Source organism: Nostoc sp. PA-18-2419, from assembly GCF_005869855.1.
In the GTDB taxonomy this organism is placed as follows: Bacteria; Cyanobacteriota; Cyanobacteriia; order Cyanobacteriales; family Nostocaceae; genus Nostoc.
This window is the reverse complement of record NZ_SZNH01000050.1, coordinates 1-13,948: the sequence shown is the minus strand read 5'-3', so window position 1 is coordinate 13,948 and position 13,948 is coordinate 1. Positions and strand designations below refer to the sequence as shown.

Genomic DNA, 13,948 nt, shown 5'->3' with positions numbered 1-13,948 from the left:
TTTTTTATTTTTTCACAACAATTTAATATATTTTATATTAAATTGAAATCATCAATCTTACTAACTAAACTGTTGAAATAACTTAATGACATTGATTTATTTTGCATTTCTGTTGGCATCTTATGTTTTACTACGTATTGCCAAAAAGCTGTATCTTTTTTTTTATCTACTACTAAAAAGCGCTCTTTAAGATGAGGTGTTATCACAACTAAAGATATAGTATAGGGTTGTGTTGATATAGAATGAACTGTGTCAGGATCGAGAGTGTACATTGAGCCTACTTTTTCTTCTCTAATCATTAAAGGTCTTAGTTTCTCTATATCTATATCTTCATTCCAATCTTTACCATCACCATATAAATGATGTTGGTAACCTCCATGTAGAATTAAACTAGAGAGAGGCCATGTATGGTTATGTGGTCTACCAGAATATTCTTCTAAGTATACGTGCAGTCTTATACGTATTCCTCGAGAGGCATCTTCATATAGAACTACTTTATCTAAAACATCATGATGTTCAGTTAAAGAAAGTAAGTAAGAGTTTTCTGCAACCGAGTTTAGTAACAATCTAAATATCTCTTTGTCGCTAGCTAAATCTATCAATACTTTCTTCGTCAATGTATGAAATTCCTTTATATTTGAAAGATCCAGATATGTAAGAGAATTAAAAATTTCCATTTGGGAATATTTCCTTTGAAATAATTTGCAAGTAAAATCAGGGATAAAATAGATTTTGACTATTTTTAAATGTTAAAAAGTTAAGCTAATCATACTTGAGCAGCAACTTATTAAGTACTGGTTGAGTATTTTTGCAAAATAGGTAGTGAAAACTCTAACTAAACCCAGACCAGATAGCAGCAAAAGTCCAGTTACGATAAAGTTTAGATGACATCGACACAGAAGAAGATTTATGAAAAGTGGGAACTGTTTCTTCAGCTAAAATTTCAAAATTGTGTTGTTTCAACAACGCTCTAATCTCGTTAGCTGCTAAACTGTAAGACAAATCATTAAAATGGTAAGCAAGTGGACCAAAGTGGATAAATATTCCATTTAGTTTGATTACTCTGGCAATTTCTGCGAATAGAAATTGGGGAGGAACTACATCTGTAAAATAAACAGATATAACTGTTGATAAAGAATGTTCCACAAAAGGAAGATGTAATGCATCTCCGATAAAATAAGAAAAATTTTCGCTACTAGGTTGCTGAATTTGGACAACTTCTTTCTTTGGAGGATACATTGTAGCTGTTAAACAGCGTGCTGCTTCTGTGTCATTAAAAATATTTTTCTGGTTGATTTCATAAAAAACAATTTCTTTTTCTAGTAAATCATAAAATAAAGCCGCCATTGTGTAGGATAAATCTGTTGCGTACATCCATTTATATTTATCCCGAAGATCCCACGCTATTCTCCCTGTACCAGCACCAAGTACTATTGCAGCATCGCGTTCAGTGTCAAAGGAAAGAATATATTTTAGGAGTGTATTCTGAATCAGTTCTAATTCCTCTTCTCCTTCTGGTAGCCAACACCAGTCTCGTTGCAAATAGCTGAAGTTTGCTGAATAACCATAAGATTTTTCATGAGTAGCAATTTTCATTAAATGATTTAATTCTATGTGTTTCGATATCTGCTCCCGCAATAATTGAATATATTGATTATTGAAAATAATACCCGATTCAATTGATTTTATAACTTGAGAACGGAGGGGGTTTTTATTATCAGATACTACTATCTCTTGAAGCCGATTTTCACTTTCTTGAATGTATTTTTCGTATTCAGATAAAATTTCAGCAAGGTATTTGTGAGGATTTTTTAATAAAATCGGAATTTTTTGTTCAATAACGGGGTATTCATAGGCACAATTAGAACAAATTATTTTGTTTGAGAAATTTTGGTAATTTCCCAATTTATTACCGCACTGTAAACATATCGTATCTTTCAAGGCTTCATTCATATTTTTACTATCTAAGGCTTGATTTTCAAATCTCTCCAAACTCCTCAAGGATTGTTGAACTGTTTGTATTTATTTGTACAGTTTTTCGATTCCATATTAAGGAATCTACGCGTTCAGCCAACTCTGCTAAAGTAGTATCTTCAAACATACTGTTTAGTGGAAGTTCTAGTTGAAATATTTCTCGCACTCTAGAAATGACACGAGTTGCTTGCAAAGAATGTCCTCCTAAAGCCCAAAAATCATCCTTGACTCCTATATTGTCTGTTCTCAAAACTTCTTGCCAAATCGCTGCAAGTTTTTTTTCTGTATCATTTCTGGGCGACTGGTATGCAATTCCTGGATGTAGGCTAACTTGTTTCAGTGTTAGTAGAGCTTGCTTATCTATCTTGCCATTTGGAGTTAAGGGAAGTTGCTTTAGCTGTACAAAATACGTTGGAATCATGTATTCTGGTAGAGTTTGCTTCAGATGAGTTCTAATTTCTGTGACATTTATTTGTTCTGGGGCAACTATGTATGCAATCAGATATTTATCGTTCCTTTCATCTTCTTTAGTAAGTACTACTGCTTGTGAAATTTGAGCGTGGGTTTGTAAGTTAGCCTCAATTTCTCCCAGTTCTATCCGATAACCTCTAACTTTAACTTGCTCATCGTTACGTCCTATAAATATAATGTTGCCGTCGGGTAACAACTTTCCCATATCACCAGTACGATACAAGTATTCCCCTTTTACAAACGGATTAGAGATAAATTTTTCTCTAGTTAAACTTTCTTGATTAACATAACCTCTTGTTAGTCCTACACCGCCAACACAGATTTCACCAACAATTCCTGGTGGTAATAATTGCTGTTGATTAGTCAAGATATAAATGTATGTATTATCAATGGGTTTACCGATGGGAATTCGCTCTAAAGTTGGCAAATCTCCCTCAACTGTATAAGCAGAAACTACACCGGTGCATTCTGTCGGGCCGTAACCATTGATAATTTTTGTTTGACAATGTGGTGATGTCATCCACAAAGTTAATTTTTGAATGTTGATTGGTTCTCCGCCAAAAACCATTTTTCGTAAAGAATGAAGTTTGTCAAAGTATTTGCTTTCCAACAAGGGATACAATGCACTGGGACTGGCGTTAACTAGCGTCAAATGATGTTTGGCTATCGTCTCGGCAATGGTGTCGTAGTTGCCGATAATTCTTTCTGATAGGTAGATGCTAGCGCCAACAGCCAACGGAGCGAATATATTTTTCTGTGCCAGATCGAAACTTAAAGGAGCTATTAGCAACATTGAATCAGGTTCTATTAAGTTTAAGGTTTTGGCATACCAATTTACTAAACTTACTAAGGAACTGTGTTTAGCGAGTACTCCTTTAGGCTTTCCGGTTGAACCTGAAGTGTAGATAATATAAACTAAGTCATCTCCCGTGTTGGTTTGTTGCGGATTGGTAGTCGGATATGTATGCAACTCTTCTGATAGCACATCGAAAAGCAATACTGATTGGCGATCGCTTGGCAGATTTTGACTACAATTTGTTTGTGTTAGTATTACCTTGACTCCACTGTCCTCAATCATATATGAGAGTCGGTTTTCAGGAGATAATGGCTCAAGAGGAAGGTACGCTCCACCTGCTTTTAATATCCCTAAAAGCCCAATGACCATCTGTTCTGAACGATTCACCATCAGTCCGATTACATCATCTGACTTGATGTGGTGATGTTCTTTTAAGTAATGAGCTAACTGATTTGCTCTTGTGTTCAGTTCTCTGTACGTTAATTGCTTTTCATCACAGATTACGGCAATATTGTCCGGGGTCTTTTTTACCTGCTCTTCAAATAAGCTGTGTATAGTTGCCCCTATTGGATAAGCTACTTTTGTACCTTTAAGTTCTGTTAACAACTTGGTCTTTTCTACCTTTGTTAACATCTCAATTTGACCAATTCTGATTTCTGTCTGGGCTACTATTTCTTCAAGCACGATCAGGAAATGAGCAATCATCTTTTGCATGGTTTCCCGGTCAAACAAGTCGCTGTTGTACTGCCAAATTAGAGTTAGTCTGTCATTATCCTCTCGTTCCTCTCTACCAATCCTTTGTTCTGCAATTGGAACACAGATAACCTCGATATCTACTTTTGCACTATCACTATGTCTGATAGTTAAGTGGCCTTTCAATCCAAGAAAATCTAGGTCGGGTACTGGACTGTCATGAAAGCTGAAGATTACCTGGAAAAGAGGATTCATCCCAGGTACTCGTTTCGGGTAGACCTTTTCGACAATTTTCTGAAAGGGAATATCTTGGTGTTCAAGTCCTTCAAATAAAGTTTTTTGGACTCTGACAAGCAGTTCTTTGAAGGTAGGATTACCTGCAAGGTTGGCACGCAAGAGAATCATATTCACCAACATCCCAAGTACATTTTCAGTTTCCTTGCGCCTTCTGTTAGCTATAGCTGTACCTATCAATATGTCCTCTTGACCTGTATATCTGAACAACAGGTTAGAAAACGCAGCAAATAAAGTCGTGAATAAAGTTACACCATTTTCATGACTTAATTTTCGCAAAGACCGATACAAGTCTACGGGTAGGTCTTGTCGTATCAATTCTCCTTTCAAACTTGGTATTTTAGGTCTGGGTCTGTCTGTATGCAAATTAAGCACAAATAGACAGCCTGCTAACTGTTTTTCCCAATACGCAAGTTGTTGGTTGAATAAACTTTCTTGAACAGGGCTGTGTTGCCATGCAGCATAATCTGCTAACTGAAGAGGCATTTCCTCAAGTGGAGAGGGTTTCTCTTGTTTATAAGCATCATATAGCGCTTGTAGTTCACGTAAAAATACGGATACTGACCAGCCATCATGGACATAATGAAATTCAACATTAAGGAAAACATACTCCAGTTCTCCTAACCGATACAAGTACCACCGAATCAACGGAAGGCGTGTATAATCAAATGGTTTTGCCAATTCTTGCTTAATCAATTCCTCAGCACGCTCTGCACGTTGCCATTCAGGTAATTCCCGCAAGTCTATTGTTGAAATTTGTGCCCTCCAAGGTGAATGAATTCTCTGAACAGGCTCTCCATTCACTTCAGGAAAAGTCGTCCGCAAAATTTCATGTCTTTTAATAATCTCGCTCAGGCTTTTTTCTAAAATTTCTCGATCCAATTCTCCTTGAAAGTGGATTGTGAACTGAGCGTTATAAGCGACATTCCCTGGAACAAGCTGATGGAGAAACCACACCTGTTCCTGCTGGAACGTTAGGGGAATATTTGAATCGCGGGAAACTACGGGAATGGGAGAATATGCAGTTTCTTGAAAAGGTAAAGTTTCAATTCTACTGGCTAAAGTGGCTATTGTTGGATTGTCAAATACATCCTTTAAAGTCGCGTTTATTTCTAAGTTTTTATTAATTCTAGCTAGGAGTTGAGCAATAACCAAAGAATGGGCACCAATTTGGAAAAAATTATCATATATACCTATATTTTCTATTCCCAATAATTTCTGTAATATTTGGACAATTTCTTGTTGCAAATTAGTTTGGGGTGCAATATATTGCTCCTTGTCTTCTCTAACTGGATAAGGCAAAGCATTTTTATCTAATTTCCCACTAGGTGTACGCGGAATTTCCTTGAGAAAGACAAAGTAAGTAGGTATCATGTATTTGGGAAGTACCTTACCTAAATGCTTTTTCAATTCTTCATCAGATATACTGTTCTCACTTCTGATATAGGCTACTAATTCCTTTTGCAAAGGAATCACTTCTTTTGCATCAATTACAGCTTCTTTTACTTCTGGATATTTTAATAAAGCATCTTCAATTTCTCTTGGCTCTATTCTATATCCTCTGATTTTAACTTGTTCGTCTATTCGTCCTAAAAATTCTATATTTCCATCTAGATTAATCCGTCCCAAATCTCCTGTTAAATATAATCTTTCTGCTGATTCCCTCAAAGGATTAAGGATAAACTTTTGTGCTGTTAATTCTTCGTTTCGCCAATACCCCCTTGATAACCCTTTTCCTGCTAAACAAATTTGCCCCTCTTCCATTGGTGCAGTTTGATTTAACTGTGCATCAAGAATATATGCTTCCACATTTGAAATAGGCTTACCGATAATAATTACTTTTTCCTCTGCCTTCAATTTATATGCCGTTGAACATACTGAATTTTCTGTTGGTCCGTACTCATTAATTAATTCTACATTTGGTAACAAGGTAAAATGTGAGTTAACTATTTCCCGACCTACGGCCTCTCCTGCAAGTGTCACGGCCTTGATACTAGATAAATTTTTATAGCATTCAGTTAAAATAATCCAATAAAAAGACGGGACAGTCAAAAAATGGGTGACTTGATATTTAGCGATTAATTTTTCTATATACTTTAAGTCTGTTCGTAATTCTTCCTTCAGTAGTATTAACTTTCCTCCAGAACACAGGATGCTGAATATGTCTACTACTGAACTATCGAATGAAATAGAAGGTAACTGGAGATTAACATCTGAGGAATTAAAACCATAGAATTCTTGTCTCCACATTAAGGTATTGATAATATTTCTATGTTCAATCATTACCCCTTTAGGATTTCCTGTGGAGCCAGAGGTATAAATTAAGTAAGCTAGATGATTGCCTGAAACTCCTGAAACTATAGAGGGATTGCAGTCCAATTGCTGATTTACTAACTCTTTAATATTACAGATTTGATATTTTTCTAAGTCAAAATGGGTGCTAGGTAATTCTTGATCTGTCAAGAGTATTTTGCAAGCGCAATCATTAAGTATATATTTTTGTCGCTCTTCAGGGTAGGCTGGATCGATTGGAACATAAGCTGCTCCCGCTTTTAAAATACCCAGTATTCCAATAATCGTCCATGCGGATCTTTTAATGACGATCCCAACGACATCATCTGGTTTTATTTTGTAGCGGATTGACAGACAATAGGCAACTTTATTTGCTTTCTGATTTAGTTGTGTATAGGTCAATTCATAGTCTTCATCGACAATTGCAATATTTTCAGGAGTTTTTTCGACTTGCACTGAAAACATCTCATGAATTGTTTCACTATGCAAATAATTTATCATAAATGCGGTTTTAGTTTTAATGGTAACTCAAAATCGATCGGAATTAATATAAGCAATATCACTATTTAGGTATTTAAAAGTACCTAAATAGTGATATTAATTCTCGCTTTTTGTATGGATTCTTAAATAAGCTTAATACCTTTAGTAAGGTTTAATCACGATTTTAAGCTTATTTAAAAAATATATACGATTGAGACCTAGTATTTTGGCTCACAAAGTATTATACGACTAGAATGAATATTGTCCTGATTTTTTAGTTAATTTAATTTAATTTAATTTATTTTAAGTAGGCACGATAAAACCAAGGTAGATTGAATTTTGTAAAAACTCTAAAACTATTGATTTATAAGCTTTTTACTAACTTTAGACTTATTTACATAGGTTAATTTTTTAACGCCGACTTCTTTAAGTGAAGAAATGCAAAGATATTTGTTTAATATATAATAGTCGTGACTTATATTTTGACACAAATCAAATATTGTGGTACGGATTTCAGGTATTCAACCTTGATTTATCGGCACTTTTTAGGCGATGCCCACGCTATTTCTTAAAGGATGATTTATAAAAGCCTGAAACGAGGTATTATCGTTGGTGGACAAGATAATGAATTTGTACACTGTCTAAGTCCGAATAATATCCCTTCTTGGGTGAAAATTAGATATTTAAAGTTACTAGGACTTACACACTTTACAAAAAAAACATATTATGTATCAAAGTAAATAGGTTGTTTTAGGCTTTTATAAATCATCTTTTTTTGGTTGCGATCGCTTGATGGGTAACAAAAAACCAAGCTCTAAACTTTTCGGTCTACTGAAATTTTCTTCAAACCTTCTATTAAGCAAAAAAGAGTATGATTATTGTTATGGAAATTTGGCATCTCAAGCTTGTCCTGGAGGATAAGGCTTTAGAATTGATGCAAATGATGGACGAAAAGCTTGGACCGCAAGCACACATCCACCCTGGTTGGTGTGGTCATGCACGCTTTTACCAAAGTTTTACATGCCTTACTGATGTTTTTATCCTGTACCCGTGGCGTAGTCGTGAACTTCACGAAGATTTAGTGGCGCAGGAAGAACCTTTACTAAAAAGCTTTTACAACGATTTCTGTACTACACCTCGTGAGATTAATTACTACACTGAACTGCCAGTTGAAGTGGAACACGAGGAGTTCGATGACTACCACGGTTAATATTACACAGAGGCAGATATGAAACTATCAGGGCGAGTTGCTCTTGTTACAGGTAGCTCACGAGGTATCGGTAAAGCCATTGCCTTAAGTCTTGCTCAACAAGGTGCCAACGTGGCAATTAATTATAATACTAATGAAGATGCTGCCATTGAGGTAGTTAAACAAATACAGACTCTTGGTGGGCAAGCTATTTCGGTGAAAGCTGATGTTAGTGTTTCAGAAGCATCTGATACGCTTGTGAATACCGTTATAGAGCAGTTCGGAGTAATTGACATCTTAGTTAATAATGTTGGAGAGTTTTTCTTCAAGCCGCTTAATGTTATGAATCATCATGAGTGGCATTATGTATTAAATAGTAACTTAAGTAGCGTCTATTACTTGTGCCATGCTGTTCTTCCTAAGATGCGTACTCGTGGCCAAGGGCGAATCATTAATATTGGACTAAGCCCAACTTATCTGGTAAGAGGCGCCCCTAATATTGCAGCTTACGCTATTGCTAAGACAGGTGTTCTAATTTTAACTCGGAGCTTGGCAGTAGAAGAAGCAGCCAACAATATTACAGTAAACTGTGTGTCTCCTGGTTTAATTGATAACGGGCACTTGCCATCAGAGCAAAAAGAATGGATGCAAAAACGTGTTCCGATGGGACGTTTAGGGCTACCTGAAGAAGTTGCCGAAGCGATCGCTTTTTTGGCTTCTGATAGTGCTTCTTATATCTCAGGTGCAAATATTGCTGTCGCTGGTGCATGGGACTGGGAAGACCGTCTTACCAACCACGATCAAGATGTGCATAATTTATTTGTTGAAGATAAGTGAAGGTATAAAACCTAATTGTGAGCTTTGCTTTACCAGTAGTACAACAAGGCAAAAGTAAAAAGTAAAAAGTAAAAAGAAAGAATACTTATACCGCAAGCTTTTTACCCATTCCAAATGGTAGGTTTATTTCCGCCGACCTGTACTAGTAATGCCTTTCTTAATATTAATTTCAAAAGTGAGCTTCAGTAAAGTCAAACCCTATAATCCTAACTTCTGGAAATAGTTTAATGGAAGCTTCAAAATACTTTTTTTTGCTACCATCTAAGAGCTTACCAACTAACGATGAATTATCTAAGTGTATAAAGGGCAAACTACGCGAAACCCTTAAGTTATTTTCTCAAGCTTTGTCACATCAGCAACCGATTTCCGAAATTAACGATTTACTGAGTATTTTAGGTTCAATCGAAACGCTTTCTTTGACAGTGCTTCCTATTGGAGCTTACGATAAGTACTTCCGGATCAAGCGGATTCAAGCTGAGGACTCTACTGCGAGTTGGGTTTTAGTGATGAGTGTTCTAAAAGCAAGCAAAATTGCTTTAGAGTTAAGTGATGAACACAACTTGTTCAATCTTATTAAAACAAAACCCATAGAACTCTGGATACAAGCTCATTGGATATTTTTTTCCTTAATTCAAGGATTGATTATCTGTTGTCATCGTTTTGATTTTGAGATACAAGCTGGAAGGTTAAACAACGCTGTAATCGAGTTAGAAACTGCAACAGTTCTGATGTCAACATCAAGTGTTGCACTCAAATTAGCAGGAAATTATAGCAAACAGATTTATCAAAACAATGTTCGCCCAAGTATGCCAGATGGATTTAGTGGAATCATGGGATTAGATCATTCGTTTTTAATAAGTGTATGGAAAAAATTGCAGACTACTTTCAAAGTCTTACCTGATTGTCTTTATCTCCACCAAGAGAAGTTTATCTTAAGCTATAAAGAGCTTATGAATGTACATAAATTTGTTTGTGAAAAAGTTGTGGAAGCTGAAGAAGGAAGCTTACTAAATCCTCATAAAAGCGCATTAAATGAACTGAGCAGATTAGAAAAAAGTAGACTACTGCTTATAGATCCAGCTAATTGTGTAATGACAAAATGTACATTTTATAACAGTAGTTATACTAGTATCGGTTTTAAAAGCTATGCTGACTTATTGATGAGAGTATTCAATTTATAAAGAAGTCAGATAAAACTGAAGTTCACTCCTTTATCAGAAACGAGCAGTTCGCGGAAGATTTCTGCAAAAGTATTACGCTCTTGGGATGTGCCGATAGTTATCCGAATACATTGATCCAATGGTGGTGCGCTAGGCATACGTACAAAGACATCACGCTCTAATAAACCTTTAACTATTGCCTTTGCTCGTTTAGAACATCCTGTGTTGATGGCAACAAAATTCGTCGCCGAAGGAAGTATCGAAAATCCTTGCTCACGAGCCAATATCTCGTAGTCGTGCCGTCCCTGCTCGACAGCACTTATTGTGTGACATAAAAATTCTGGATCGTGCAGGGATGCTAAAGCTCCAACCTGAGCAATTCGATTGACCCCAAAGTGAAGGCGGATCTTCTCAAAGGCAGCGATCGTTTCTTGAGATGCAATAGCATAGCCAATTCTAGCACCAGCTAGTCCGTATGCTTTTGAGAAAGTACGCAGGCGAATAACACGTGGGTTGTTAGGATCGATTGGAAGAACAGTCTCGGTTGGAGCAAAATCTATGTATGCTTCATCTAGTAGCAAGAGACACTCTGGAGAGAGTTGTTCTATAAGCATTTGAAGGCTAGCAGATGTATGGTTTGTTCCTGTTGGATTATCTGGGTTAACTAGGTAGAGTATGCGTGCTTTTAATCTCGCAGCCGTTTCACCAAGCCCTTGCAAATCGTTGTAATAGTCTTTATAAGGTACAAAGTGAAGTTGACCACCATACCCCATTACATGGTCATTGAAAGTCGGATAAGCTCCAAAGGAAGTTACTGCAACTTCACCTCTTTGGATAAAGGTACGTACTACTAGTCCTATAAGATCATCAATGCCGCTACCGACAACTAAGTTTTTCATAGTGATGCCATGAATGGAAGCAAGCTTTGCCCTCAAATCGTAGCTTTGAGGATCGGCGTACAATGTTAAACACTCAACTGCCTCTCGCATTGCTTCTCTTGCGTATGGCGAGATCCCAAAGCTACTCTCATTAGCTCCCAAGCGTAACTTTAAAGCTCGTCCACTATGACGTTCAAGTGTTCCAGGATCAATAAACGACATTGTTTGGGGAAGAGCTTGAACAAGATGAGTGAAAGGCGGTCTATTATTCATTGATTTTTTTCTAAACATCTGTACTAGGGCGTGTCATCGCAGCTCGTTTTTACGATCCTCAAAAAGGGCGAGTTTTAATTGACGATCGTGATATACGAGACATCAGCTTAAAATCATTACGAAGGCACATTGGAATCGTTCCCCAAGAAACGTTGCTCTTGTACGGCACAGTACGGGATAATATTGCTTATGGAAAGCTAGATGCAACAGATGAGCAAATTCAAGCAGCCGCAAAAGCTGCTAATGCCCATGAGTTTATTATGAGCTTTCCTTGTGGATATAAATCAATTATTGGCGAGCAGGGAGTGAAACTATCAGGAGGACAAAGGCAGCGTATAGCGATCGCTATAGTCTTGCTTAAAAATCCCCAAATTGTTATCTTTGATGAAGCAACTTCATCTTTAGATACTGATGATCTCGATAGATATTACAAACTATAGGAGTAGATGTTGTTAGTCCCACTCCCATCGTAAACACTGGATATCTAATATTGCAGATTTTACCTTGATATTGAAATATTCTTCTATACCATCGATAAATGATTTTTCAACAAACTCAGCAACCTCTCTACCTACATCAGGTAGTATCTCAGCTACAAGAAAGAAATTTTTTGTTGTTGTGACTATTTTTGCTGTTTCAGACTGTCGCCAAACTATATGACGAGTAATCAATTCTTTAGCATCAGTATAGCTGACTTCTCCTGCTTCAACATATATTGGTATCTTTTGACCTAACTCAATGAAAGGCTCACCACCAGTGGTTAACTTTAGAAATATATTTTCTCCATGAATATTATCAATATCCCAACCACCAGATGTGACTAAGTTTCGTATAGAAATGAGATTATAGAAATTTACAAGAGGATTAATACTGGGAATTTCCCTTCCTGAAAGAATACGACGACAAAATGCTTCAATAGAACTTGGAAATTTTTGACCTGATACTCCTATCTGCTTAAAAGCTCGTCGCCAAGCTTCAATCTTAGGATGGGATTGGGGATTTGCATATTCCCAGCTATTTCTAAGTTGAATTTGAACATTCTTCAATGCCTGCTGAATATTTGGTTTTTCAGTCTCATTATCCAGATTCCTTCCCGAACATACAACTAGTAACAAACCTGGGAACATATCATACACTGTTTTATCAACTACAAACGCCATTTTTTCTTCTCTAATATGACTTATATTTATATAGCAATCCTAAATGAGTCATGAGAAAATACCATATTCATGGAGCTTAGGGAAGTTAAAAATTTGACAATCCATTGACAATTCAAATAGCCCCTTAACGATAGAGAAAGAATGGCAGAAAAAGTATAATTCTCGAACCAATGTTTTTGCTTGCAAACAGATATCTTCTACTGGGTTCTGTTGTGGAGCATTGGGAGCAAACCGCTCACAAGTTATTAACCATTGCGCTGTTTCTTTCTCACGGTTTAGTGAGTCCAAATAATCCTTAATCTGTTGCGAACGATGATAGCTTGCACCGTCCCAAATAATCAAAAGTTTTGCTCCTCTTTGTTGAGATTGAAGGTATTCTAAAAAGCTGACTGTAGTCTCGGAATTTGCAGTTTTTGCCGCAAAGGTGAAAAACTCTTTGGTTTTATAATCTAATGCACCAAAATACGTTTGTTTACAACGAACATTAACTATCGGAACCCTTACTCTTTCGCTCGTTTTACCCCAAACATATCCACATACATCCCCCCATAACAAATGACATTCATCCACCATGAACACCACTAACTTTCCTGACTCAATTTCAGAACGTCTTGCTTCCAGTAGCCCAGAAATTTCTTTTTTTTTGATGCTACTAAATCTGGGTCATACTTAGGATTGTGAGCTTGAGTTTTCTTCCAACTAATTTGGGCTGCATCAAATAAGTCGTAGTAGCTCTGTTTTGATTCAAACACCACCCCATACTTGCAGGCAATCTCGTACTCTAGTTCACTCAAATTCCACTTCTGTTTGGTCTTGAGCCATTCAATTATCGATGCACGCTGTTGTGGATTTAAAAATCCCTGACTCCCTTTGTATCCAAGCTTTAACCCCTCTACTCCTAAAGTAAAAAATGCCTTTTTCCACTTACTTATAAATCCTGATGAAACACCCAATATCGACTGTATCGCAGCATGAGTGTATCCTTCAAGCAGCATTTTGACTGCAATTGCCCGCTGAACTTCACGCTTGTCTTGGCTGTTTTCGATGAACTCTGATAGCGATCGCATCCACATTGTCCGTTACTGTACTTGCTTTTAAGTATACCTATTTAGTATCTACGTATTTTCTCACAATTGATTTAGGATTGCTATACCCCTCTTCTGTCACTTTCCGGGTATTCTGAATAAAAGAATAAAAAAAGAAAACCCTGAAAGGTAAGTGGGGCAATGGATGTAGAGTTACAAATTCTGAAACATTTAGCAAGAGATGCTCACCCAACAGTTGCCATCATAGATGAATATTGTGCAAAGTATAAAGGTCTGTTTAAAGAAGTAAGAAATTATGAATGCTTCAAATATTTACATATGGGGATAATATCAACTATAAAACGAAAATCGTTACCAGAGATAGCAAAGGTAGTGAGCATAAACTCAGCCCAGTCATTACATCAT

General features: G+C 36.6%; 10 protein-coding genes and 1 pseudogene. 5 read left to right on the top strand and 6 right to left on the bottom strand.

Annotated features, from left to right (window positions below; translation table 11 throughout):
* Positions 1-32: 32 nt before the first annotated feature.
* The 3 genes from FCR06_RS29040 to FCR06_RS29030 all read right to left on the bottom strand — a co-directional run bounded on the left by FCR06_RS29040 (position 33) and on the right by FCR06_RS29030 (position 7,021).
* Positions 33-677 (bottom strand): hypothetical protein, encoded by a 645-nt coding sequence (locus FCR06_RS29040; protein WP_138505988.1) that lies wholly within the window; start codon positions 675-677, stop codon positions 33-35.
* Between the two features lie 154 nt (positions 678-831).
* Positions 832-1,992, bottom strand: a complete 1,161-nt coding sequence (locus FCR06_RS29035) for a methyltransferase domain-containing protein (RefSeq protein ID WP_138505986.1) — start codon at positions 1,990-1,992, stop codon at positions 832-834.
* The gene (locus tag FCR06_RS29030; protein ID WP_138505984.1) at positions 1,979-7,021 is read right to left on the bottom strand and encodes a non-ribosomal peptide synthetase; all 5,043 of its coding nucleotides are present in this window, start codon (positions 7,019-7,021) and stop codon (positions 1,979-1,981) included. Before FCR06_RS29030 ends, FCR06_RS29035 begins: the two co-directional genes overlap by 14 nt.
* 850 nt (positions 7,022-7,871) lie before the next feature.
* Between FCR06_RS29030 and FCR06_RS29025 the strand changes: the two genes are divergently transcribed.
* The 3 genes from FCR06_RS29025 (at position 7,872) to FCR06_RS29015 (ending at position 10,207) form a co-directional block, all read left to right on the top strand.
* Positions 7,872-8,210 (top strand): hypothetical protein, encoded by a 339-nt coding sequence (locus FCR06_RS29025; protein ID WP_223280343.1) that lies wholly within the window; start codon positions 7,872-7,874, stop codon positions 8,208-8,210.
* Between the two features lie 18 nt (positions 8,211-8,228).
* Positions 8,229-9,026 carry an SDR family NAD(P)-dependent oxidoreductase gene (locus tag FCR06_RS29020; protein ID WP_138505982.1) on the top strand — a complete coding sequence of 266 codons (798 nt, stop codon included), beginning with the start codon at positions 8,229-8,231 and terminating at the stop codon, positions 9,024-9,026.
* 227 nt (positions 9,027-9,253) lie between these two features.
* Positions 9,254-10,207, top strand: coding sequence for a hypothetical protein (locus FCR06_RS29015; protein WP_138505980.1), 954 nt, complete (start codon positions 9,254-9,256; stop codon positions 10,205-10,207).
* 5 nt (positions 10,208-10,212) lie between these two features.
* Here the strand turns inward: FCR06_RS29015 and FCR06_RS29010 are convergent, their stop codons facing one another.
* Positions 10,213-11,337 (bottom strand): aminotransferase class I/II-fold pyridoxal phosphate-dependent enzyme, encoded by a 1,125-nt coding sequence (locus FCR06_RS29010; RefSeq protein ID WP_138505978.1) that lies wholly within the window; start codon positions 11,335-11,337, stop codon positions 10,213-10,215.
* Positions 11,338-11,372: 35 nt separating this feature from the next.
* Here FCR06_RS29010 and FCR06_RS29005 point away from each other — a divergent pair, with 35 nt between their 5' ends.
* Positions 11,373-11,777, top strand: coding sequence for an ATP-binding cassette domain-containing protein (locus FCR06_RS29005; protein WP_138505976.1), 405 nt, complete (start codon positions 11,373-11,375; stop codon positions 11,775-11,777).
* Between the two features lie 12 nt (positions 11,778-11,789).
* On the opposite strand, the gene FCR06_RS29000 is transcribed toward FCR06_RS29005, so the two are convergent.
* The gene (locus FCR06_RS29000) at positions 11,790-12,497 is read right to left on the bottom strand and encodes a B3/4 domain-containing protein (protein ID WP_138505974.1); all 708 of its coding nucleotides are present in this window, start codon (positions 12,495-12,497) and stop codon (positions 11,790-11,792) included.
* Between the two features lie 48 nt (positions 12,498-12,545).
* A protein-coding gene (locus tag FCR06_RS28995; protein ID WP_138505972.1) for an IS630 family transposase occupies positions 12,546-13,564 on the bottom strand; the annotation gives its coding sequence in 2 pieces (ribosomal slippage) (positions 12,546-13,144 and positions 13,144-13,564; 1,020 coding nt in all).
* Positions 13,565-13,723: 159 nt separating this feature from the next.
* Here FCR06_RS28995 and FCR06_RS28990 point away from each other — a divergent pair.
* Positions 13,724-13,948, top strand: a pseudogene (locus tag FCR06_RS28990) (IS701 family transposase); the annotation flags it as partial.